We start from the raw sequence: 21,675 nt of genomic DNA on the forward strand, positions 1-21,675 counted from the left end.
GATCAACACGACGGTCGTTTCCTCGGACATGCCTACCTCCCAGTGGGTTTGGCGGTCCGACGGCAGGTCGGGGCGATCGGTGCCGCCGCGGCAGGCGATCCGCCCGTTCAGGTGATCACCGCACGCGAGAAACCACGCCCCTGGCGCGGGACGTGGTTTCTCGCGGCATCAGGCGTCGACCGTCAGGACGCGACCTGCTGCCACGGGCCGAACGAGGTGCCGGCTCCGGTGGTGGTGTTGCCGCTGGCCAGGATCGTGCCGGTGGCGCCGCGGGCGTAGACGTTCATGGTGCCGTCCGCGAACTGGATGACCGACGGCCTGCCGACGAAGCCACTGCCCGTGGTCAGCGGCTGCCACGGCCCGAAGGACGCGCCGACCGAGGCCTGCCCCATGCCGTTCACGTTGCCGTCGGCGAGGACCGCGTACGTGCTGATGGTGCCGTTGGCCAGCAGGATGGTCTGCGGGTCGCTGGCCACGGCCATGGCCCCGGCCGGCGAGACCTGTTGCCAGGAACCGAAGTTGGTGCCGGCTCCGGTGGTGGTGTTGCCGGCGGCCTGGATGGTGCCGGCGGTGGTCCGGGCGTAGACGTTGATGGTGCCGTCGGTGAACTGGACGACCGAGGGCCTGCCGACGAAGCCGCTGCCGGTGGTCAGCGGCTGCCACGGCCCGAAGGAGCCGTTGACCGAGGTCTGGCCCATGCCGTTGACGTTGCCGTCGGACAGCACGGCGTACACGTTGAGCAGCCCGTTCGCGGACAGGGTCACCTGCGGGTCGCCGGTGACCGGCAGCGCGCCGGCCGGCGAGACCTGCTGCCAGGCCCCGAAACTGGTGCCTGGCCCGGTGGCGGTGTTGCCGGCGGCCTGGATGGTGCCCGCGGTGGTGCGGACGTAGACGTTCACCGTGCCGTTCGGGAACTGGATCACCGACGGCCGGCCGGCGAACCCGCCGCCCGTGGTCAACGCCTGCCAGGCGCCGAAGGGGCCGCCGGCGGTGGTGTTGCCCATGCCGTAGACGTTGCCGTCGGCGTTCACCACGTAGGTCTTGATGGTGCCGTCCGCGAACCGGATCGTCTCGGGTCCGGCGAACTGCGCGGCAGGCGAGGTGATCCCGACCGCCGTGACGAAGGCGTTGATCGTCTGACCGGCGATGCTGCTGCCGACCCTGCCGGTGCCGTAGGAGTAGGCCACGGTCGTGGTGGTCGAGTCTCCGTTGCCGAAGTTGCCGTTGATGACCTGGATGGTGCCGTCGCCGTTGACCCGGCTGACCAGCCCGACATGGTCGGCGTAGCCCGCGCCGTTGTAGTTGAAGACCACGGCGTCGCCGGTCTGTGGGGTGTAGGACGTCGAGGTGTGCAGCGTGCCGTTGTTCGCGCCGTAGGTGTAGAAGCTGCCCGCGCCCGGCGTGATGCCGTCGACCTTGAGTCCCGTGTTCTGCCACACCCACTTGGCGAAGTCGGCGCACCAGGCTTCGGGCTTGCAACTCGTGAAGTAGCCCGTCCCGCCGAGGCTGTTGGTCTCGCAGTTGTGCTTGCCGAGGTTCGCGGCGGCGAGCCCGACGACGTCCCCGCCGGTGGCGGCGGACGCCGTGGTCAGGGCGCTCAGCGCCAACACGGGAGCGGCGACGGCGGTCATGGCGGCGGCGGTGAGTATCCGGCGAACCAGTGTGCTGGACATGCGTTTCCCTTGTGTGTGAAGGAATATTGGCTAGCTATTTGTCGGTCGCTGTCGGCCGGATTCGATGCAGGCTCCAGCCGTGCAGGAAGGTCGAGTTTCCGATCGCCGTCAGGCAGATCGAATGAGCGGTCGATTCGGCCGATTCAACGGAATCGGCGAGTTGGAAGAACACCACGCAGAAGGAGTCGACCGAGGTTCGGACTGTGATGTGTTCGACACGATCGGCCGGAGTGCAGTGCGCCCACAGCACGTCCGCGACCACGGCCTCGTGCTCGGCGGTTCCGGTGCCGGGCCTACTCGGCACCAGGCGCGCCGTGACCACGTGCAAATCCGTTCACTCCCAGTTGTAGCCCGTCGCGGCAGCCGCCGCGATGCCGACGGCGTGTGCGGCGGGGATCAGAGCCACGGCGGCGGCAATGGCGACAATCGCGGCGCTGAGCAAGCGAACGAACGCGGACATGGTGCTCCCCTTGAGGTATTCGGTGATGCGCTAAACGAGTCGCGAACCGGGTTTCTCGGTTATCTGAATTCTCGCCGCGCCCCTTTTTCGTGGCGCTGACAAGAGTCTGCGGCGGCGCTGCGGCCGGCGGAAGACCTTTGACCTGGCACCAAGTGCCCTGGCAGCTTGGTGCCAGCCGGCGACCGCCAACACACCGGTGACGTTCGACGCACCGCACTCACTTGAGTCGACCGAGGTTGACCTGCGACGATATGTCCGTTTTCAGTGAAAGTGGGGGTTATGCTCGGCGCGTTGGGACTGGACTCGGTCACCGAGGGCGTCTACCGGCTGCTGCTGACGCGAGCGGATCTCGGCGTGCTGCCGATCGCGCAGCGTCTCGGCGTCGGTGAGGGCGAGGTGCGTGACGCGCTGGACCGGCTCGTCGACCTGGCGCTGTTACGGCAGTCGGTGCAGAACCCCGGCACGCTGCGGGCGGTCAGCCCGGAGGCCGGGCTGCAACTGCTGCTCCAGCGCCAGCAGTCCGACCTGCTGCGCCGCCAGCAGGAGGTGCTGGAGAGCCAGCACGCGATCTCGCGGATGGTGACGGAGTTCGCTGACCTGCGGCAGGGCGAATCGACGCCGTTGGGGGAACGGCTGGTCGGCGTCGACGCCGTGGTGGCCAGGCTGGAGGAGTTCGCCGCCACCACGGCCTCGTCGGCGTGCGCCTTGATCCCGGGGGCGCTGCGGTCCGAGGTCGGCGTCGAGGCGTCGATTCGCAACGACCGCACGGCCTCCGCGCGGGGTGTGGTCATCCGCACGGTGTTCATGGACAGTGTGCGCAACGACGCGCTGACCCACCGGTACGCGCGCGCGCTCACCGACGCGGGCGGAGAGGTGCGGACCGTGCCGACGCTGCCGCTGCGGATTCTGCTGCTGGACGCGAAGGTCGCGCTCGTGCCGATCGACCCGGCGGACACCAGCGCCGGCGCGGTCGTGCTGCACGGTCGCGGTGCGGTGGCCGCCCTCGTCGCGTTGTTCGAGCAGACCTGGGACACGGCCTGCCCGTTCGGGGCCGACCGTCCGCGCGACGAGGTCGGGCTGACCAGGCAGGAACGCGAGTTGTTGTTGCTGCTGGCCCAGGGCATGACCGACGAGGCTGCGGGCAAACGCCTGAACATCTCGCTGCGCACGGTCCGGCGCGTGATGTCGGACCTGATGGAACGCCTCGGCGCGCGCAGCCGCTTCGAGGCCGGGCTGCGGGCGGGGGAGCGCGGCTGGCTCTGACCGGGGGACCGGCCGCACCGGCACCGGAATGGGTTGCCAGATCAGGGCAACAGGCAGACCCTGGCAGTCGCACAGGTAGCGCACTTGGTCCACAGTGGACACTGTGGTTCAGGTCTCGGCGATCAGCCGTTCGATCCACCGCGTCGAATCCGTCGGCGTCAGCGCGAGCGTGCTGAGGTGCTGGAAGAGGAGTTCTGCCGCTGCGGTGTCGTCCTGGTTGTCGACACACGTGGCACCGGTCACGTGGGGAACGTAGAGCAGGGTCCGGTCTTCGGGGTCGGGGAAGGACAACACCATGAAGGTGCCTTTGCGGCCTTCATGCGGACCGGCCCTGCGGAGCATGACCTGCACGGTGATGGTCGGCAGTGCGGCCATGGTCAGGATGTGGCGGAGTTGGTCGCGCGCGACGGCCGGATCGGGCAGCGGGACGGCCAGCGCCGTCTCATCGATGATCACGTGGTAGCGGCGGGGGTCGTCGACGGTGAGGCGTTGCTGGCGTCGCAACCGGATGGCGAGTTCCTGTTCGTGACGCCCGCGTCGGGACGCGGACAGAACGACGCGGATGTAGGGCTCGGTCTGAAGCGGTTCGGGCACGAGGCCGAGTTGGAATTCGCGGACCAGGGTCGCGTCGTTCTCGGTGCCGGCGAAGTGACCGCGTGGCAGTCCGTAGCCGCGCCACCAACCGCGTTGGGTGATGTGATGCAGGCGCGTCAGGTAGGGCTTCCAGTCGTCATAGAGCAGGCCGTAGGCGTCGAGCATGGCGCAGAGTTCGTGGTAGGTGGGCGGTTGGCCGCGTTCGATGCGGTTGAGTTTGTCGACGTCGATCTTGACCCGCACCGCGACTTCGGTGGTGTGCATGCGGGTGTGTTCGCGCAAGTCGCGCAGCGAGCGGCCGAGTTGCCGTTGTAGGTGGGTGTGTTCCAGCGCCAGGCGCCGGGAGTCGTCGCGGTCGAGGCTCATGAAGTGAGTCCGGTGAGTCCGGTGAGTCCGGTGAGCGCGGGGTTGGGCGGTAGGCCCTCCAGGCGACGCCACTGGCGATCACACGCCCAGCAGGTGGCCCTGTGCGGGCGGTACTCGGCGAAGACACGGAAGTCCGCGCGGGTGAGGGTGATGAGGCGACCGCACAGGGTCTCGATCTGCTCGTCGGGTCGAGGCGGAGCGGGTAGGCGGTCAGGCTGATGGCGTGGCAGCGGTCGTCGGCTTCCTGCCAGGCGTGGTGTGCGTTCATGGGGCGCTGTCACCTCTCGGCGTTCGGGGAGGCGTGAGCGGTCGGCCAGCCGGTAGGCGCGTCCGGAGGAGCAGTGGCTGACCGACCGTGCACAACGTACAGCTAGCAATGGACAGTTAGATATGCCCTGATCAGGCGACATGCGGTGGTCACGCAGAGCAAGGCAAGATGATCGCCTGGCATCTATCGAGAAGGAGCGCCGGTGGCGATCTCAAACGCTCAGCGCATCGAGCTTGGCATCTTCCTCCGGCAGTACCGCGACAGAATCGGGCTCGCGCAGGATGCCGTGGAGGCGGAACTGGGCTGGCACGCAGGCAAGGTGAGCCGAGTCGAACTCGGGAAGCGGACGGTCGTCAAGACCGAGATCGATCGACTGGTGCTGCTCTACGAGTTGAACCAGGACGAGGCCGACCTGGTTCGTCGGCTTGGCGCCGAGGCGCGCAAGCGCGACGTGTCCAGCAGGGTCGCGGACTGGGCGCAGACCTATGTCGCCATCGAGCGTTCGGCCACCGAGATCCAGTACTACGACGCCGAACTGGTCCCGGGAGCAATGCAGGTCGCGAGTTACGCCCGTGCCGTCCTTGCCGTGTCCCACCATCCAGATCCCGATCCAATCATCGGCGATCGACTCAAGCGCCAGGAGCTGTTGACCCGAGACAACGGGCCTCAGGTGTCCATCGTTCTCGGCGAAGCCGCGCTGCATCGCCGGATCGGTGGTGCTGAGGTCCTTCGGGAGCAGCTTGAGCACCTGTTGGCCATGAGCAGGCTGGCCAATGTGAGCATCCGCGTCCTCGACTTCGAAGCCGGTGCCCACCCCGCACTCGGAGTCGGGTTCACATTCGTTCGGCTGGGCGGTCAGCAGGTGAGCCGGGTCTACCTCGAAGGCCTGAGCGACGGCACCTACCTCCACCTGCCCGCCGACACCCTCGTGTACAGGCAGGTGTTCAACCAGTTGTGGGCGGCGGCTCTCGGGGACCGTCAGTCTGCGACGATCCTTCGCAGGCGCATTGCAGATCTCGAATAGCGGAGGAGTTGAAGATGACCTTCGGGCACTGGCGAAAGAGCAGTCGGAGCCAGGGCGGCGCGAACAACTGTGTTGAGGTGGCGCACGTTCCCGGCGAGGCCGCCGTGCGGGACTCGAAGAACCCGACCGGCCCGGTTCTGAGCTTTGCTCGGACCGAGTTGACCAGCTTCCTGTCCGCGATCAAGGCGGGTCGGCTCGACCGCTGAGCTGCCGGCCCCAACCACAACGCGGCGTTGGAACGGACCCGGTCCGCTCCAACGCCGCTCGGTGATCGGAGCCGCATGTCCCTCGGGGCGGGTGATCATCGGGACGGGTTGCCAGGCCAGGGCAACAGGCAGACCCTGGCAGTCGCACAAGTAGTGCATGTGGTCCACAGTGGACATTCTGTGCCTATGATTGCCTTATGGGGCATGGACACGGGCATTCGCACGGACATGGCCATGGTGTGTGGCGGTTGCTGCGGCCGCACAGCCACGACGTGGCCGACCAGGTGGACGACAACCTCGCCGCGAGCAGGCTCGGCATGCGCACCCTGTGGCTGTCCTTCGCGATGCTGCTGGCCACCGCTGCGGCGCAGGCCGTCGTGGTGTGGCTCAGCGGTTCCGTCGCGCTGCTCTCGGACACCCTGCACAACCTCGCCGACGCCTTCTCCGCCGTGCCGATCGCGGTCGCCTTCCTGCTCGGCCGCCGCGTCGCGACCCGCCGCTTCACCTACGGCTACGGCCGCGCCGAGGACCTGGCCGGGCTCGCGGTGCTCGTCCTGATCGCCGGGTCGACCGCCGTCGCGGTGGTCGAGTCGGTGCGTCGGTTCGCCGACCCGCAGGACCTCCGGCACGTGCCGGCCGTGGCGGCGGCCGCGCTCGTCGGCTTCGCCGGCAACGAACTCGTGGCGCGCTGGCGGATCAGGGTCGGCAGGCGGATCGGCTCCGCCGCGCTGGTCGCCGACGGCCTGCACGCGCGCACCGACGGGTTCGCCTCGCTGGCCGTGCTGCTGGCGGCCGGCGGCGCGGCCCTGCACCAGCGTTGGGTCGACCCCGTTGTCGGGCTGGTGGTCGCCGCCGCCATCGTGGTGATGCTCGTCGGCGCGGCCCGCCAGGTGTTCGGCAGGCTGATGGACGCCGCCGACCCCGGCACTGTCGAGCGGGCGACGCACCTGGCCGAGGCCACCCCCGGCGTGCTTGGCGTCGAGGACCTGCGGTTGCGCTGGTCGGGACACGGTCAGCTCGCCGAGCTGACCGTCGTGGTCACCAGGGACACCAGCCTGGTCGAGGCGCACCGGATCGCGCACGACGTGGAACACCGGCTGCGGCACGGCATCCACCGGCTCCAGCGCGCGCACGTCCATCCGCACCCAGCGGCTGATCAAGTGGAGCTGGCTCGTCACGGGTAGTTTCTGGCGCATGTTCGACTTGGAACCGATGCCCGAGGACTGGCAGCGCGCCCTCGCTGTCGTCGCCCACCCCGACGACCTCGAGTACGGCGGGTCCGGCGCCGTCGCGCGGTGGACCGACCAGGGCCGGTCCGTCGCCTACCTGCTGGCCTGCCGGGGCGAGGCCGGCATCGACGGCATCGCGCCGGAGGAGTCCGGGCCGCTGCGCGAGCGCGAGCAGATCGCCAGCGCCGCCGTCGTCGGCGTCACCGAGGTCGAGTTCCTCGACCACCCGGACGGGATGATCGAGTACGGACTGCCGCTGCGCCGCGACATCGCGGCCGCGATCCGCCGGCACCGGCCCGAGCTGGTGATCATCAGCAACCACCGGGAGACCTGGCCGGGCGGCGGCCTGAACATGGCCGACCACCGGGCCGTCGGCGCGGCCACCCTGGACGCGGTGCGCGACGCCGGCAACCGCTGGGTGTTCCGCGACCTGCTCGACGCGGGGCTGGCGCCGTGGGACGGCGTGCGCTGGGTGGCCGTCGCCGCCTCGCCGGAGGCCACCCACGCGGCCGACATCACCGACACCCTCGACCGCGCGGTCGACTCGCTGCGCGAGCACCGCGCCTACCTCGCCGCGCTCGGCGGCACGATGGCCGAGCCGGAACCGTTCCTGCGCGGCATGGCCGAGTCGACCGGCGAGCGGTTCGGCGGCCGGCTCGCGACTTCCTTCGAACTCATCCCGATGTGAACCGACGCCACCGCGCTACCACCCGAGAGGCGGTTTGACCTCGTGGTCCGGCGCGGGTGAGGATGCCAGCGTCGGTAGCGGAGGAACCCAGTGTGAGTCTGGGGCGGTCCCGCCACTGTGACCGGGGAGCGGACCTCGCAGCACGGCCACGGCCCACCAGGGTTGGAAGGCCAGGGGAACCCGCGTCGATCCGGGAGCCAGGACACTCCTGCCGGCCTGCGTGACACGCCGTGTCGCGCAGCCCGCACCCCTAGGGCGAGGCACCCAGGAGGTCCTGCTGTCATGCAGCATTCGCATGCTGCCGCGAGCATCGCGGCGCCACCCACCGGAGCCTGGACTCCCGCCGAACGCCGCCGGTTAGCCGGCATCTTCGGCGTCATCGTGCTCCTGCACGTCATGGGCATCGCGCTCTACCTGCTGTACTCCGGCAACGCGGCGGCGGCCAGCGGCCTCGCCGGAGCCGGCACCCTGGCCTACGTCCTCGGCATGCGGCACGCGTTCGACGCCGACCACATCGCCGCGATCGACGACACCACCAGGCTGATGCTGCTGCGCGGCCGCCGCCCGCTCGGCGTCGGCTTCTTCTTCGCCATGGGGCATTCCACGGTCGTGCTGGTGCTCGCGCTCGTGGTGGCGCTGGCCGCTGGCTCGATCGGCGCGTCCGACGTCGCCGGCGTGCAGGAGGTCGGCGGCACCATCGCGCTGGTCGTCGCCGTGGTGTTCCTGCTGATCGTGGCGACCCTCAACGGCGCGGTGCTGCGCACCCTGCTGCGGCTGTGGCGGCGGGTCCGGCACGGCGAGCTGGCCGAGGCCGACGTTGAGCGGGCGCTGACCGACCGTGGCCTGCTCAACCGGCTGCTCGGCGGCCGGCTGCGCAGCCTGATCCGCTCCTCGTGGCACATGTACCCGGTCGGCCTGCTGATGGGCCTCGGCCTGGAGACCGCCTCCGAGGTGACCCTGCTCGGGCTGACCGCGTCGACGGCGTCGGGCGGGCACCTGCCGCTGCTCGGGGTGCTGAGCCTGCCGCTGCTGTTCGCCGCCGGCATGAGCGCCTTCGACACGGCGGACTCGCTGGTGATGACCCGCGTGTACTCGTGGTCCTACCGCAACCCGGTGCGGACCCTGTTCTACAACACCGCGACGACCGCCATCACCGTGCTGATCGCCGTGTTCGTCTCGGCCGTCTACCTCGCGCAGGTGCTCTCGGAGCGGCTCGGCGTGACGTGGCTGAGCGGACTCGGCGGCCTGTCCGAGCAGTTCGAGTGGTTCGGCTACGGCATCGCCGGGGTGTTCGTGCTGACCTGGGGCAGCGCGCTGCTGTGGTGGAAACTCGGCGGCTTCGACCGGAAGTACGGGAGCGCGACCGCGTGAGGAAGTCCGTCCATCCCATCGAGATCGAGTCCTACCGCATCCTGCGGTCGCGGGTCGACACCGCGCATCTGCCGCCGCTGACCAGGGCCGTGGTGGAGCGGATCGTGCACACCACGGCCGATCCGACGTGGGTCGGCGACGTCGTGGCGGACGAGCAAGCGCTTGCTTCTGGCAGGAGGGCGCTGCTGGACGACGCGCCGCTCGTGGTCGACGTCCGGATGCTCGCCGCCGGTGTCACGGCCAGGGACGCGGTGATCGGGCTCGACCTGCCCGGCGTGGCCGACCTGGCCGCCGCCGACGGCCTGACCCGCTCGGCGGCCGGCATCCGCCTGGCCGCGCAGCGGTTTCCCGACGGCGCGGTGTGGGCGATCGGCAACGCGCCGACGGCGCTGGTCGAGCTGGTCCGCCTCGCCGAGGCCGACCTGCTGCGGCCCGCGCTGGTGATCGGCGTCCCGGTCGGCTTCGTCGGCGCGACCGAGTCCAAGGCGCTGCTGCGCCGCAGCGGCCTGCCGGCCCTGTCCAGCACCACCGAACGCGGCGGCGCGGCGATCGCCGCCGCCGCGACCAACGCCCTGCTCTACTTCACCGAGGAGAACCCGTCGTGACCAAGCCGGATCCGCTGTTGCTCGTGGGCCACGGCACCGTCGACGAGGAGGGCGTGCGGCAGTTCCACGCGTTCGTCGAACGGATGCGCGCCAAGCTCGCCCCGGCAGGGGTGGACGTCGAGGGCGGTTTCATCGAGCTGTCCGCGCCCGCCGTGACCGAGGCGTGGAGCGATCTCGTCGAGCGCGGCCACACCAGGATGGCCGCCGTGCCGCTGGTGCTGGTCGCCGCGGGGCACGGCAAGGGCGACATCCCGGCCGCGCTGGAGCGCGAGGTGCGCCGCACCCCCGGCACCGGCTACCGCTTCGGCCGCCCGCTCGGCCCGCACCCGGTGCTGCTCGACCTGCTGGCCGAGCGCGTCGAGGCCGTCGCCGACCGGGACAGCTGGGCCGACACGGCGGTGCTGCTGGTCGGCAGGGGCTCCACCGACCCGGACGCCAACGCCGAGGTCTGCAAGGTGGCCAGGCTGTTGCAGGAGACGCGCGGGTTCGCCTTCGTGGAGCCCGCGTTCGTGTCGCTGGCCCGGCCGAGCGTGCCCGAGGGGCTGGAGCGGGTCCGCAGGCTCGGCGCGCGCCGGGTGGTCGTCGCGCCGTACTTCCTGTTCGACGGCGTGCTGCCGCAGCGAGTGGTCGAGCAGTCCGTCCAGTTCGGACAGGCCACGACCGAGCTGGACGTGCTCGTCGCGGGCTACCTCGGCGACTGCGACGCGCTGGCGGACCTGGTGGTCGAGCGCTACCACGAGACGCTGCACGGTGACATCAGGATGAACTGCGACACCTGCGCCTACCGCGTGCTGTTGCCCGGCTTCGAGGACAAACTGGGCGCTCCGCAGACACCGCACCACCACCCAGATGATCCTTCGGGCGGCAATCCGGACGACCCTTCGGGTGGCAATGGTCACGGACACGGCCACGGGCATGGACACGGCCACTCCCACGTGGATGCTTCTACGCATGCACGCTGAGCAGCACTACCTCGCCGGCCTTGACCTCGCCGGGCGGCGCGTCGTCGTGGTCGGCGGTGGCACGGTCGCGCAGCGGCGGCTGGCCCGCCTGGTCGCGGCGGGCGCGGCCGTCGAGGTGGTCGCCCCCGAGGTGACCCCGGCCGTGCAGGGCATGGCCGACGGCGGCGAGCTGGTCTGGCACCAGCGGGGCTACACCGACGGCGACCTCGGCGGGGCCTGGTACGCGGTGGCCTGCGCCTCGGACCCGTCGGTGAACGCGCTGGTCGGCGCGGAGGCCGAGCGGCGCAGGGTGTTCTGCGTGCGGGCCGACGCGGCCACCGAGGGCAGCGCGGTGACCCCGGCCGTCGGCGAGCACGACGGGCTGCTGGTCGGCGTGCTCTCCGGCGGGCAGCCCAGGCGTTCGGCGCGGGTCCGCGACGGCCTGCTCGACGCGCTGCGCGAGGGCACGGTCGCCGAGCACCTTGAGCGGCCGGACGGACCGCTGCCCGGCGTCGCGCTGGTCGGCGGCGGGCCGGGCGACCCCGACCTGATCACCGTGCGCGGCAGGCGGCTGCTGGCCAGGGCGGACGTCGTCGTGGTCGACCGGCTCGCGCCGAGGGAGCTGCTGGACGAGCTGCCGCCCCAGGTGCAGGTGGTGGACGCGGCGAAGATCCCGTACGGGCGCGCGGCCAGCCAGGAGGTCATCAACGCGACGCTGATCGAGCACGCGCTGGCCGGCCGGTTCGTGGTCCGGCTCAAGGGCGGCGACCCGTACGTGTTCGGGCGGGGGTTCGAGGAGCTGATCGCCTGCGCGGAGGCCGGCGTGCCGGTCACCGTGGTGCCCGGGGTGACCAGCGCGTTCGCCGTGCCGGCCCTGGCCGACGTGCCGGTGACGCACCGGGGCGTTGCGCACGAGGTCGTGGTGGTGTCCGGGCACGTCGGCCCCGACGACGAGCGTTCGCTGGTGGACTGGCCGGCGCTCGGCCGGCTGCGCGGCACGCTGGTGCTGCTGATGGCGGTGGAGCGGGCCGGCGCGTTCGCCGACGCGCTGGTCCGGCACGGCAGGCCGTCGGACACCCCGGTCACGGTGGTGCAGGAGGGCAGCATGCGGACCCAGCGGGTGCTGCGGACAACCCTGGATCGGGTGGCCGCCGACGTGCTGGCCGAGGGCATCCGCCCGCCGGCGATCATCGTGGTCGGCCCGGTCGCAGGCCTGGCCGCGACGCTGCCCACGAACAGCGCCACCTGAACGGACGCAGCCGACACACGATGGGGTCGAATGCTGGGACGCGTGTGGGTTAGCGGCCGCGCTGTGTCCTGCTAAAGAGAGCTTGCTGGGAACGTCGGGGCGTCGTACTACTGGGATACACCGCGCATCCTTCATCGTGCAGGCAGGCGTATCGGAGGCTCCAATGATATCCCGACGACTCACGCTGTTCGCGTTCGCTCTGGTGCTGTGTCTGGCCGGCTCGGTGCAGGTTCCGGCGCATTCCTCGGTTTCCGGTGCACCGCCGGCCGGCGGTGCACCGGAAACGCACCTGCTCGGCGGCGCGCACCGAGCTCAGGCGGAACTCACTTGGTCTGGCTACGTGTCCAGGAAGCAACCGGCTGGCACCTATACGGTGGTGTCGGCGAAATGGACGCAGCCGTCCGTGACCTGCAAGCCGGGCGAGAACTCACAGTCGTCCTTCTGGGTCGGCCTTGCGGGCGACAACCTCGTGCAGACCGGGATCGACGCGAACTGCGAGAACGGCGTCCCGAGGTACTCCGCGTGGTGGGAGATCAACCCCCAGGCCGGTCCCGATTACTATTCGTCGCCGGTGCGGGCAGGTGACCGGTTCGTGGCATCGGTTACTGCGAACACCGACGGTTTCTACACGATGACAATCAGGAACATCAGCCGGAACTGGCTTGCGAAGAAAAAGCTGAGGAGCAATTCGCCGTCCGGCACCCAGGCGGCCGTCATTGTTGAGCAGCAGGGCGACAACTACGGTCCGCTGGCCAGGTTCGGCGCCGTCACTTTCACCGGGGCGAGCGCGAACCAGGACAAGTTCAGCCTGACCAAGCCGTACGCGATCGACATGACGACGGAGAACGGGGAGCAGTTGCGGGCCAGGACCTCAGGGCTCGACAAGTCGAACGAGAGCTTCACGGTGACGTGGTTGCGGCACTGACCGGTCCGGAGCGTCCCGCCATCAGGACTCTCGCAGGACCAGGTCGGCGGGGTCGACCGGGTGGTCGCGCTCGCACACGGGCACCAGCCGGACGGCCCCGCCGCAGCCGTCGTGCGTCGGCACGACGGGCGGGCCGTCGTCGGCCAGGTACCGGTCGCCCCAGGCCATCAGCGTCATCAGGATTGGCCACAGGTCCCGGCCCCGGTGGGTCAGCTCGTACTGGTAGCGCTGCCGGCTGCCGAAGTCCTGGTACGGCTCGCGGGTGAGCAGCCCGGCGTCGACCAGGCCGGCGAGCCGCTGGCTCAGCACGTTGCGCGCGACGCCGAGGTGGTCGCGGAGTTCGTCGAAGCGGCGCACGCCGTTGAACACGTCCCGCACGATCAGCAGCGACCACCGCTCGCCGAGCACGCCGAGCGCGCGGGCGATGGAGCACCGGTCGTTGTCGATCACGACTCCCTGCATGCGCCCATCCTACTCCTGGGTTGTCAAAGCAAACCCAGCTAGCTAGGTTCTCATTTGAGACCCAGTAGGTTCGGTGCACCAGGAGTTCCCGTGAACCTTGACGACCACCCCACCGTGCGCAAGATCCGGCAGCGGCCGCCGGAGCCGCCCTCCCCGGTGGTGACCGCGTCCTGGCTGCGGGACCTCGCCGAGCGGGCCGGTGCCGACGACGTCGGCTTCGTGTCGATCGAGACGCCCGACCTGGCCGGCGAACTGGACCACGCCCGCGCCGCGCTGCCCAGCGCCCGCAGCTACGTCGCCTTCTGCGTCAGGATGAACCGCGACAACGTGCGCAGCCCCGCCCGCAGCGTCGCCAACACCGAGTTCCACCACGGGCTCGGCGACGCCGACGAGGTCGGCCACCGGCTGACCCGGCTGCTCCAGGACGCCGGCTACCACGCGATCAACCCCGCGGCCGCGTTCCCGCAGGAGATGGACCGCTTCCCCGGCCGGGGCTGGGTCATCTCGCACAAGCTGGTCGCCCAGGCCGCCGGGCTCGGCCGGATCGGCCTGCACCGCAACGTGATCCACCCGCGCTTCGGCAACTTCATCCTGCTCGGCACGGTCGTCACCGACCTCGTCGTGGACGAGCCGACCGAACCAATCGACTACAACCCGTGCCTCAAGTGCAAGCTGTGCGTCGCGGCCTGCCCGGTCGGCGCGATCAGCAAGGACGGCGGCTTCGACTTCCAGGCCTGCCTCACGCACAACTACCGCGAGTTCATGGGCGGCTTCACCGACTGGGTGGAGACCGTGGCCGACAGCGCCGACGGGGCGGACTACCGCGAGCGGGTCAGCGACGCCGAGACCGTGTCGATGTGGCAGAGCCTCGCGTTCAAGCCCAACTACAAGGCGGCCTACTGCATGGCCGCGTGCCCGGCCGGCGAGGACGTCATCGCGCCGTTCCTCGCCGACCGGAAGGGGTTCCTCAACGAGGTGGTGAAACCGTTGCAGGACAAGGAGGAACAGGTCTACGTGCTCCCCGGCTCGGTGGCCGAGGAGCACGTGACGAGGCGGTTCCCGCACAAGACCGTCCGCAGGGTGTCCAACGGACTGCCCGACGAGGTCAACGAGCGGCTGCGGCAGCTCGCGCCTGCACCGCCTCGCCGGTCGGCAGCGGCGCGGCCGGCCGACGGCGACCGGTGACCAGCACGGCGGTCGCGGCGAGCGCCGTCGCGGCGACCAGCCCGGTCGCGGCCAGCAGCGTCGTGCCGTCCGGGTGCACCAGCGACTGGCCGCGCAGCGCCTGCCAGGTCACCAGCGCCAGCAACCCGGCGTAGCCAGCGCCGGCGACCCGCACCAGGCCGAGCCGGGTGCCCTCGGCGCGCAGCGCCGGCAGCCGGGTGGCCAGCAGGGCGAGCACCATCGCGAGCAGCGGGATCACCTGGAGGGAGTGCATGCCGAGGAAGTGCGGGATGCGCAGGTCGCCGCCGACCGTGCTCCAGTGCGTGATCGGCATGCCGGGCCCGCCGTCCGGCGCGCCGACGGTGTGCGCGCCGTGCAGGATCCCCGTGCCGGCCTTGTCCGCGGCGGCCTGCTCGGCGGAGATGTTGGCGGGCATCAGGAAACCGAGACCCATGCCCACGATCGTCAGCAGCAGGCCGAGCCGGATCGACGAGGTGATGGCGCGGTCGCCGCCGCGCTCGAACAGCATCAGCACGCCGAGCCCGATCATGGCCAACAGGGCCAACCCGACGGCGTCGGCGAACAGCGGCTGCATGAACTGGTTGAACGGGTCCGACTCGCTGTTGAAGTGGCTGTACCGGCCGCGCACGGTCTGGATCACGATGAAGCCGACGTCGAAGGTCATCGTCACGGCGGGCACCGTGCCGAGCCACCAGCCGGTGCGGCGGAACCGCTGCTGCCGCGACAGCAGCCAGGCGAGGGTGAGGCCGTACAGGGCCATCGCGACGCCGAACTTCAGCGGCTTCACCCAGATCGCCTCGCCGTCGAGCATGCGATCGTCGAAGAACAACCCGCCGACGGACACGATGGCCACCGCCAGCATCCCGGCCACGAACAGCATCAGCGGCCGGTGCCACTGCAACGGACTGAGCGCCTTGTTCATCTGAACCCCTTGTGCCGCAAAGCAACGATCACGTGTGTGTGATCAATCCTGCGGCCGGGGCACTCGAGAAACCCTGGGGTCGTCACCCGAGTCGGGGGTAGGGCGCGCCCTACCTCCGAAAGTCCCGGACAAGCCGAAACGGGGCGCCCAGGACGCGATTGCGTCCCGAACGCCCCGTCTCGATGGGGATGGGAGAGATCAGTGCTGCGGCGCGGGCCTGCGCGGCCGGCCGCCACCGAACTCGGAGCGACCGCCCTGGCCACCGCTGCCGCCACCGAACTCCGAGCGACCGCCCTGACCGCGGTCACCGCGGTCGGAACGACGGCCACGGAACTCCGGACGACCGCTGCCGCCACCGAAGCCACCGCCGCCGAAGCCACGGCCACCACGGGGACCGCCGCGACGCGGGGCGCGGACCGGGATCTCCGGCTCGATCACCGGCTCGCCGCTGGGCACGCGGGCGCCGGTGATGCGGATCAGGTCCTCGTCACCCGGGCGGACCCGAGTGCTCTCCGGGCGGACGCCGGCCCGCGCGGTGAGGCCCTGCACGGCACGACGCTGGTCGTGCGTGACCATCGTGACGACCACGCCGGACTGGCCGGCGCGGGCGGTACGACCGGCCCGGTGCAGGTAGTCCTTGGGGTCGGCAGGCGGGTCGACGTGGACCACGAGGCTGACGTCGTCGACGTGGATGCCGCGCGCGGCGACGTCCGTGGCGACGAGCACCGGCGTGGTGCCCTCGCGGAACTCGCCGAGCACCCTGGTGCGGGCGTTCTGGGCCTTACCGCCGTGCAGCGCGCCGGCGTGGATGCCGACCGAGCGCAGCTTCTTGGCCAGCCGGTCCACGTGGTGCTTGGTGCGCACGAACATGATCGTGCGACCCTCGCGGGCGGCCACCTCGGTGATGACGTTCTGCTTGTCCTCGGCGGAGACCAGCAGCAGGTGGTGCTCCATCGTGGTCACGCTGGCGGTGCTCGGCGCGACGGAGTGGGTCACCGGGTTGTGCAGGTACTGGCGGACCAGCTTGTCCACGTCACCGTCGAGGGTGGCGGAGAACAGCAGCCGCTGGCCGTCCTGCGCGGTGAGGTCGAGGATGGCGCGGACCTGGGGCATGAAGCCCATGTCCGCCATCTGGTCGGCCTCGTCGAGCGCGGTGAACTGCACGTCGGAGAGCACCGCGGTGCCCTGCCTGACGTGGTCGGACAGCCGGCCCGGGGTGGCGATCAGCAGGTCAACGCCACGGCGCAGCCCGTCGATCTGCTTGGGGAAGGAGGTGCCGCCCACGACGACGCGGCAGGTGAGCCCGAGCGCCCTGGCGAACGGGTTCAGCGCGTCGCTGACCTGCATGGCCAGCTCACGGGTCGGCACGAGCACCAGGCCGCGCGGGTGCAGCGGACGGGAGCGCTCACCGGCGAGCCGGGAGAGCAGCGCGAGCCCGAAGGCCAGCGTCTTGCCGGAGCCGGTCTGGCCCCGACCGAGGACGTCCCGACCGGCGAGCGCGTCGGGAAGGGTGGCCGCCTGGATGGGGAACGGCTCGTTGATGCCGGCCTCGGACAGCGCGCGAACCAGCGGTTCGGCAAGACCGATCTCGGCGAAGGAAGGGAGCGGACCGGCCGGCACAGTGCTTTCGACGTGCTCGGCGACGGTCGACGGCTCGGCGTCAGCGAACTGCTGCGGCCGGCGGTCGCCCTGGCCAGGTCGTCGGCCCCGCGGCTTGCGGAACGAACGATCGGAACGGCCCTGGGACGTGGGTGGCAAAGCTAACCTCCGGGACATGGCGCGTCTCGGGGAAGCTCCGCGGTTGTGCAGCGGGTCGCGGTGCCGATCGCAAGGACGAGCCCGGCGCCGGGTGGCGCCATTGGTTGGGTGGACGCACCGAAAGACCGACCCGAGGTGGCCTTGGTAGCACGTGGAAATAGAGTGCCCGTTTGCGGTGCGAGTCCTAGCCTACATGATCAATCCGGATCTAGGTCGGTTGGCGGCGTCACACGGGGTGTGACCGCGCTTTCACGGGCCGGTCGGGATTCGGCGGATGAGTGCCGGGGTCGACCGCATTTCGTTGACGGACATGGGCTTTCGGGTTCGACCGCGGCGGTGTCCGTGATGGACCCCGGGTGTTTTCTGTGGACGGACCAGGTCGCGTGTCCTTCCCCACAGCAACTCCGTGGCCTCGTTTATTCCTGACCGTCCCTGGCGGGGGCGAGGATTCCGGCCGGTCAGGGTCGTGTCGGGAGTTCTTGCTCGCCGTCCCGGCGGCCGTGCGGGTGGCGGAGGCGCCTGGTGTCGACGTTGCCGGTCAGGGTCGTGAGGATGCCCGGCAGTTCCGCGACGGTCTCGGCGGGCAGGCCGGTCACGGTTTCCTCCGCGAGGTCGCACCACAGTTGCTTGACCTGCTCGACCAGGGCTTTGCCGCTGTCGGTGAGTTCGACGATGCTGGCGCGCTTGTCGGTTGGTGCGGGTGTGCGGCGGATCTGGCCGGAGGCTTCGAGTTTGCGGGTCATGAGCGTGACGCTGGGCGGCTCGCAGCCGAGTGCCTCGCCGAGCTGGGCCTGGATCATCGGGCCGGTCCTGGCGAGTTCGAGCAGTAGCGCCTCTTGTCCGGGGTGCAGTCCGAGTGGGGTCAGCAGGGTGGCGGTCCTGGCCCGGTGGCGCAGGCTCAGTAGCCGGATGGCCTGGTTGAGGGCGTCGGCTTGGTCGAAGTCCACGGCGTCTCCTTGACAGACTTAGTTATGCGCATAAGGTTATCTGCATAACTAAGTCTACCTGGCATCGAAGGAGCGGGACATGACCGCGAAGGTCGCCGTCGTCTACTACAGCGCGACTGGCGCTGTGCACGCACTCGCGCAGGCCGTCGCCGAGGGCGCGGCCGAGGCCGAGGCGGAGGTGCGGCTGCGACGGGTCGCCGAACTGGCGCCCGACAGCGCGATCGACCAGAACCCGCAGTGGCGCCGGCACATCGACGACGCCGCGTCGATTGCCGAGGCCTCGGTCGAGGACCTGGCGTGGGCCGACGCGTTCGCGTTCGGGACGCCGACGCGGTTCGGTGCGCCTGCCGCGCAGCTCAAGCAGTTCATCGACCAGACCGGCGGGCTGTGGCGGGAAGGCAGCCTGGCCGACAAGCCGGTGACGGCCTTCACCTCGGCGTTCAACCGGCACGGCGGCAGCGAGGCCACGATCCTGTCGCTGGCCAACGTGTTCTACCACTGGGGTGCGCTGATCATCCCGCCAGGATTCACCGATCCGTCCGTCTCCGCCGCCGGGGGCAACCCCTACGGCACGTCGTACGTGTCCGGCCCGACAGGAGCAGGCCCGGACGCCGAGGCGCTGGAAGCGGCCCGGTACCAGGGACGGCGGTTGGCTCAGATCGCGAACCGGCTACTGGCCGGCAGCCGCGCCGCCGACACCGACGGGAACACCCTCGCCGCCTAGAGCGGGTAGAGCCCCGCCGGCAGCGGCAGCTCATGACGCGAGCCCTGCCGGCGGGCCGCCCGTCGAACCCCAGCGCAGATTCGCATTGAGCATTCAGGAGGAGCTCATGGCGTCCACATCACCCACGAAAACCCCTACCCGCAACGACCTGGCGGCAAGAACCGGTCCCATGTGGATGATCCTGGCTCTGGCGTGCGCCTGCCAGTTCATGGTGATCCTGGACTCGTCCATCGTCAACGTCGCCCTGCCCTCGGTCGATCGGGACCTTGGGTTCACAGCCACCGGCCTGGCCTGGGTCGTGAACGGCTACCTGCTCACCTTCGCCGGGTTCATGCTGCTCGGCGGCCGCGCCGCCGATCTGTTCGGCCCCCGCCGGATGCTGGCCGCCGGGCTGCTCCTGTTCTCCGCCGCGAGCGTGGTCGGCGGCCTGGCGACCACCGCCGAGATTCTGGTGGCGGCCCGCGTCGCGCAGGGCATGGGAGCCGCCATGATGGCCCCGGCGACGCTGGTCCTGATCAACACCTACTTCACCGGGGGACCCGCGCGCGCCAAGGCGTTCGGCGCGTGGTCCGCCTCGGGCGGCGTCGGCGGCATGGCCGGCGCGGTCGCGGGCGGCGCCATCACGACGGGCCTGTCGTGGCGGTGGGTCTTCCTGATCAACGTGCCGATCGGCGCGGTGCTGATCGCGGTGGCCGTGACGTCGCTCGCCCGCACGCAAACCCGCAGGCGGGAATCGCTCGACATCGTCGGCGCGGTCACGGGAACGGCGGGGCTGGCCACGGTGATCTACGGGGTCATGCAGAGCGCCGATCACGGCTGGGGTTCCTGGCTGACCGTCGGGCCGGTGGTGGGGGGCCTGCTCCTGCTCGTCGTCTTCGCCGTGGTGGAGGCCCGTTTCGCCAGCCAGCCGATCCTGCCCCTGCGGCTGTTCGGAATCCGGGGGGTCGCCGTCGGCAGCGGCATGCTCCTGCTGTTCGGCGGGATCGGGATCGCGATGTGGTACTTCACGTCGCTGTTCCTGCAGAACGTCCTCGGCTACAGCGCGCTCCAGGCCGGGCTCGGGCAGACACCCGCGGCGGTGACGTTCATGGTGATCGCGCGTTGCGCCGCCGCACTCCTGCCGCGCATCGGTGTTCGCGCCCTGGTGCTGGCCGGCTCCGGCCTCTTCGTGGCCGGTTTCGGCTGGCTCGCCCGGGCCAACGCCGACAGCGGCTACCTCACCGGCGTGCTCGCGCCCACGCTGCTCATCGCGATCGGCATCGGACTGACCTTCCCCACCTTCATGGCTGCGGCGACCGCCGACGCTCCCGAGGGCGAGGCGGGGATTGTCGGGGGTCTCGCCGCCACGGCCAGCCAGGTAGGCGGGTCGATCGGCCTTGCGGTGCTCGCGACGGCCGCCAGCGCCAGGGCCGCGGCGGCGGCAGGCGGGAATTCTCCCGCCGCCGCCCTCGCCTCCGGCTACGACCGGGTCTTCCTCATCGCGGCCGGCCTCGCCGTGGCCATCGCGGCGATCAGCCTGCTGTCGCCGCGGCATCGGCGCGCCTGAACGCCGCGTGCCACCTGTCGCCCTTCGTGCGCGAGGGCGACGTCGGTGGTGATCTCGGCGGTGATCGCGGCGCCGGGTGCCCGAGATCCGATGTCCTCGACCCGCGCACGCGAAGCGAGCCGTCGGCCTCGGGCCATCCCGGAAAGCCATGGAGCGCTGACCGCGCCGAAGCGCATCAGCGCCCCGACTCAGGGTCGCCTCCCAGGTCCGTCACCTGGGAGGCGTATCCGTCAGCGGCCCGATGCCTCCTCGCGAAGCTGGGCGATCAGCTCCTCCGGATCGCCGAGATGGCCCGGCAGCCCCCGGGACGCGAACCATGCCGCGATGTTGCGGACATCCCGCTCCAGGAACTCCTCGCCGCGCGGGTTGGCCACCACGTCGACGATCTGGGGCAGGTCGATCAGCATCAGCCTGCCCTGGTGCACCAGCAGGTTGTAGGCCGACAGGTCGCCGTGCGCCAGACCGGCGCTCGCCAACATGCCGAGGGCGTCGACCAGCTGGTGCCACAGGTCGACCAGCTCGTCGGGCTCCGGCCGCAGCTGGGCAAGCCTCGGCGCGGCCGAACCGTCCTGCTCGCCGAGGAACTCCAGCAGCAGTTCGGTGCCGCTGCGCTGGACCGGGTACGGCACCGGAACGCCGATCAGCCACAGCCGGCCGAGCGCGGCGAACTCGGCGACCGCCCACTGCTCGGCGATCAGGTTCCTGCCGAAGGAGCTGCGGGACGTCATCGCCCGGTTCTCCCTGGACCGCCGCATCCGGCGGCCCTCCAGGTAGCCGGCGTCGCGGTGGAACAGCCGGTGGTCGCCGCTGCGATACCGCTTCGCCGCCATCAGGACGGACCGGCCGTCCTCGGGCATCGCCCGCTCCAACAGGTGGACGTCCGCTTCCTTGCCGGTCTTCAGGACGCCCAGCTCGCGGTCGACCGCGGCCAGTTCGGTGATCAGCCAGTCCGGCCGCGGCTCGGGCCCGTGGTCGGCGTCGCCCCAGGTGGACCAGCGGTCGCCGCCGGGCGGAAGATCAGCCTCGCTGTGGGTGTCCTCGCGGGCCCGCGCCAGGCGGACTCGTTCTTCCTCGGTGAGCCGGCCGCGACGGCTGGGCATCGGCTCGTCGTCGAAACGCGCCTTGCGACGCTGGCTGGGACGGGTTTCGTGCGTGTCGAAATCAAAATCGTGCTCGCGCACTGGTGGGGTTCTCCTCGTAAGCAAGGGGGGCGCCCCACCGGCGCGGCGCGATCAGCGCGCTAAACGGCCTCGTGGGGCGGGCGGACGG

Annotated in this window: 23 protein-coding genes and 1 riboswitch; of the genes, 13 read left to right on the plus strand and 10 right to left on the minus strand. The window is 70.7% G+C overall.

The genetic code is table 11. The features are described from left to right. Window positions 1-182 precede the first annotated feature (182 nt). From F0L68_RS22165 to F0L68_RS44575, 3 genes are read right to left on the minus strand one after another with little or no spacing between them, the layout of a single operon-like run. Window positions 183-1,673 (minus strand): DUF8189 domain-containing protein, encoded by a 1,491-nt coding sequence (locus F0L68_RS22165; RefSeq protein ID WP_149851561.1) that lies wholly within the window; start codon window positions 1,671-1,673, stop codon window positions 183-185. 34 nt (window positions 1,674-1,707) lie between these two features. Further along, entirely contained in the window at window positions 1,708-1,995 is a 288-nt protein-coding gene (locus F0L68_RS22170) for a hypothetical protein (RefSeq protein WP_188316739.1), read from the minus strand. 12 nt (window positions 1,996-2,007) lie between these two features. Next, window positions 2,008-2,133 (minus strand): hypothetical protein, encoded by a 126-nt coding sequence (locus tag F0L68_RS44575; protein WP_276313873.1) that lies wholly within the window; start codon window positions 2,131-2,133, stop codon window positions 2,008-2,010. Between the two features lie 291 nt (window positions 2,134-2,424). On the opposite strand from F0L68_RS44575, the gene F0L68_RS22175 reads away from it, so the two are divergent. Next, window positions 2,425-3,396: a helix-turn-helix domain-containing protein gene (locus tag F0L68_RS22175; protein WP_223199027.1), complete on the plus strand. Its 972-nt coding sequence runs from the start codon at window positions 2,425-2,427 to the stop codon at window positions 3,394-3,396. Window positions 3,397-3,504: 108 nt separating this feature from the next. Here F0L68_RS22175 and F0L68_RS22180 read toward each other — a convergent pair whose 3' ends face one another. Beyond that, the gene (locus F0L68_RS22180; RefSeq protein WP_149851564.1) at window positions 3,505-4,356 is read right to left on the minus strand and encodes a helix-turn-helix domain-containing protein; all 852 of its coding nucleotides are present in this window, start codon (window positions 4,354-4,356) and stop codon (window positions 3,505-3,507) included. Next, the gene (locus tag F0L68_RS44915; RefSeq protein ID WP_149851565.1) at window positions 4,353-4,766 is read right to left on the minus strand and encodes an HC3 family zinc finger protein; all 414 of its coding nucleotides are present in this window, start codon (window positions 4,764-4,766) and stop codon (window positions 4,353-4,355) included. The genes F0L68_RS22180 and F0L68_RS44915 overlap by 4 nt, the downstream gene beginning before the upstream one ends. Before the next feature lie 60 nt (window positions 4,767-4,826). Between F0L68_RS44915 and F0L68_RS22190 the strand changes: the two genes are divergently transcribed. The 9 genes from F0L68_RS22190 to F0L68_RS22230 all read left to right on the plus strand — a co-directional run bounded on the left by F0L68_RS22190 (window position 4,827) and on the right by F0L68_RS22230 (window position 12,862). Further along, the gene (locus F0L68_RS22190; RefSeq protein ID WP_188316741.1) at window positions 4,827-5,648 is read left to right on the plus strand and encodes a helix-turn-helix domain-containing protein; all 822 of its coding nucleotides are present in this window, start codon (window positions 4,827-4,829) and stop codon (window positions 5,646-5,648) included. Window positions 5,649-5,662: 14 nt separating this feature from the next. Next, complete coding sequence (locus F0L68_RS22195) at window positions 5,663-5,854, plus strand: DUF397 domain-containing protein (protein WP_149851567.1); 192 nt, start codon at window positions 5,663-5,665, stop codon at window positions 5,852-5,854. Window positions 5,855-6,093: 239 nt separating this feature from the next. Continuing rightward, on the plus strand, window positions 6,094-7,038 hold the full coding sequence (locus tag F0L68_RS22200) for a cation diffusion facilitator family transporter (protein WP_306463169.1): 945 nt from the start codon (window positions 6,094-6,096) through the stop codon (window positions 7,036-7,038). A 10-nt stretch (window positions 7,039-7,048) separates the two neighbouring features. Continuing rightward, a complete protein-coding gene (locus tag F0L68_RS22205) occupies window positions 7,049-7,771 on the plus strand; it encodes a PIG-L deacetylase family protein (RefSeq protein ID WP_149851569.1) in 723 nt (240 codons plus the stop codon). Between the two features lie 80 nt (window positions 7,772-7,851). Next, a riboswitch (cobalamin riboswitch) is annotated at window positions 7,852-7,979 on the plus strand. Between the two features lie 74 nt (window positions 7,980-8,053). Continuing rightward, a complete protein-coding gene (locus F0L68_RS22210) occupies window positions 8,054-9,142 on the plus strand; it encodes a HoxN/HupN/NixA family nickel/cobalt transporter (RefSeq protein ID WP_149851570.1) in 1,089 nt (362 codons plus the stop codon). Next, window positions 9,139-9,747, plus strand: coding sequence for a precorrin-8X methylmutase (locus F0L68_RS22215; RefSeq protein ID WP_149851571.1), 609 nt, complete (start codon window positions 9,139-9,141; stop codon window positions 9,745-9,747). Before F0L68_RS22210 ends, F0L68_RS22215 begins: the two co-directional genes overlap by 4 nt. Beyond that, on the plus strand, window positions 9,744-10,709 hold the full coding sequence (locus tag F0L68_RS22220; protein WP_223199028.1) for a sirohydrochlorin chelatase: 966 nt from the start codon (window positions 9,744-9,746) through the stop codon (window positions 10,707-10,709). The genes F0L68_RS22215 and F0L68_RS22220 overlap by 4 nt, the downstream gene beginning before the upstream one ends. Further along, window positions 10,699-11,937, plus strand: coding sequence for a uroporphyrinogen-III C-methyltransferase (cobA, locus tag F0L68_RS22225; RefSeq protein WP_149851572.1), 1,239 nt, complete (start codon window positions 10,699-10,701; stop codon window positions 11,935-11,937). Before F0L68_RS22220 ends, cobA begins: the two co-directional genes overlap by 11 nt. 136 nt (window positions 11,938-12,073) lie before the next feature. After that, window positions 12,074-12,862 (plus strand): G1 family glutamic endopeptidase, encoded by a 789-nt coding sequence (locus tag F0L68_RS22230; protein WP_149851573.1) that lies wholly within the window; start codon window positions 12,074-12,076, stop codon window positions 12,860-12,862. 21 nt (window positions 12,863-12,883) lie between these two features. Here F0L68_RS22230 and F0L68_RS22235 read toward each other — a convergent pair whose 3' ends face one another. Continuing rightward, a complete protein-coding gene (locus F0L68_RS22235) occupies window positions 12,884-13,324 on the minus strand; it encodes a winged helix-turn-helix transcriptional regulator (RefSeq protein WP_149851574.1) in 441 nt (146 codons plus the stop codon). 90 nt (window positions 13,325-13,414) lie between these two features. Here F0L68_RS22235 and F0L68_RS22240 point away from each other — a divergent pair, with 90 nt between their 5' ends. After that, a complete protein-coding gene (locus tag F0L68_RS22240; RefSeq protein ID WP_149851575.1) occupies window positions 13,415-14,509 on the plus strand; it encodes an epoxyqueuosine reductase in 1,095 nt (364 codons plus the stop codon). On the opposite strand, the gene F0L68_RS22245 is transcribed toward F0L68_RS22240, so the two are convergent. The 3 genes from F0L68_RS22245 to F0L68_RS22255 form a co-directional block, all read right to left on the minus strand. Beyond that, window positions 14,430-15,431, minus strand: coding sequence for a hypothetical protein (locus tag F0L68_RS22245; protein WP_149851576.1), 1,002 nt, complete (start codon window positions 15,429-15,431; stop codon window positions 14,430-14,432). The genes F0L68_RS22240 and F0L68_RS22245 overlap by 80 nt on opposite strands. A gap of 198 nt (window positions 15,432-15,629) precedes the next feature. Beyond that, window positions 15,630-17,189, minus strand: coding sequence for a DEAD/DEAH box helicase (locus F0L68_RS22250; RefSeq protein WP_223199029.1), 1,560 nt, complete (start codon window positions 17,187-17,189; stop codon window positions 15,630-15,632). A gap of 458 nt (window positions 17,190-17,647) precedes the next feature. Next, the gene (locus tag F0L68_RS22255) at window positions 17,648-18,136 is read right to left on the minus strand and encodes a MarR family winged helix-turn-helix transcriptional regulator (protein WP_149851578.1); all 489 of its coding nucleotides are present in this window, start codon (window positions 18,134-18,136) and stop codon (window positions 17,648-17,650) included. 79 nt (window positions 18,137-18,215) lie between these two features. On the opposite strand from F0L68_RS22255, the gene wrbA reads away from it, so the two are divergent. Both wrbA and F0L68_RS22265 read left to right on the plus strand, forming a co-directional pair. Then, window positions 18,216-18,860 carry an NAD(P)H:quinone oxidoreductase gene (wrbA, locus tag F0L68_RS22260; protein WP_149851579.1) on the plus strand — a complete coding sequence of 215 codons (645 nt, stop codon included), beginning with the start codon at window positions 18,216-18,218 and terminating at the stop codon, window positions 18,858-18,860. 175 nt (window positions 18,861-19,035) lie between these two features. Next, the gene (locus tag F0L68_RS22265; protein ID WP_223199030.1) at window positions 19,036-20,406 is read left to right on the plus strand and encodes an MFS transporter; all 1,371 of its coding nucleotides are present in this window, start codon (window positions 19,036-19,038) and stop codon (window positions 20,404-20,406) included. Window positions 20,407-20,636: 230 nt separating this feature from the next. Here F0L68_RS22265 and F0L68_RS22270 read toward each other — a convergent pair whose 3' ends face one another. Beyond that, on the minus strand, window positions 20,637-21,587 hold the full coding sequence (locus tag F0L68_RS22270; RefSeq protein WP_149851580.1) for a serine protein kinase RIO: 951 nt from the start codon (window positions 21,585-21,587) through the stop codon (window positions 20,637-20,639). Between the last annotated feature and the right edge of the window lie 88 nt (window positions 21,588-21,675).

The organism is Solihabitans fulvus (assembly GCF_008386585.1).
Lineage (GTDB): Bacteria > Actinomycetota > Actinomycetes > Mycobacteriales > Pseudonocardiaceae > Solihabitans > Solihabitans fulvus.

Excerpts from the sequence above, each read along its gene's own strand:
- F0L68_RS22165 (WP_149851561.1), bottom strand. The coding sequence starts at position 1,673 with ATGTCCAGCACACTGGTTCGCCGGATACTCACCGCCGCCGCCATGACC.
- F0L68_RS44575 (WP_276313873.1), bottom strand. The coding sequence starts at position 2,133 with ATGTCCGCGTTCGTTCGCTTGCTCAGCGCCGCGATTGTCGCCATTGCC.
- F0L68_RS22180 (WP_149851564.1), bottom strand. The coding sequence starts at position 4,356 with ATGAGCCTCGACCGCGACGACTCCCGGCGCCTGGCGCTGGAACACACC.
- F0L68_RS44915 (WP_149851565.1), bottom strand. The coding sequence starts at position 4,766 with ATGTCGCCTGATCAGGGCATATCTAACTGTCCATTGCTAGCTGTACGT.
- F0L68_RS22195 (WP_149851567.1), top strand. The coding sequence starts at position 5,663 with ATGACCTTCGGGCACTGGCGAAAGAGCAGTCGGAGCCAGGGCGGCGCG.
- F0L68_RS22205 (WP_149851569.1), top strand. The coding sequence starts at position 7,049 with ATGTTCGACTTGGAACCGATGCCCGAGGACTGGCAGCGCGCCCTCGCT.
- F0L68_RS22210 (WP_149851570.1), top strand. The coding sequence starts at position 8,054 with ATGCAGCATTCGCATGCTGCCGCGAGCATCGCGGCGCCACCCACCGGA.
- cobA (WP_149851572.1), top strand. The coding sequence starts at position 10,699 with ATGCACGCTGAGCAGCACTACCTCGCCGGCCTTGACCTCGCCGGGCGG.
- F0L68_RS22235 (WP_149851574.1), bottom strand. The coding sequence starts at position 13,324 with ATGCAGGGAGTCGTGATCGACAACGACCGGTGCTCCATCGCCCGCGCG.
- F0L68_RS22245 (WP_149851576.1), bottom strand. The coding sequence starts at position 15,431 with ATGAACAAGGCGCTCAGTCCGTTGCAGTGGCACCGGCCGCTGATGCTG.
- wrbA (WP_149851579.1), top strand. The coding sequence starts at position 18,216 with ATGACCGCGAAGGTCGCCGTCGTCTACTACAGCGCGACTGGCGCTGTG.
- F0L68_RS22265 (WP_223199030.1), top strand. The coding sequence starts at position 19,036 with ATGATCCTGGCTCTGGCGTGCGCCTGCCAGTTCATGGTGATCCTGGAC.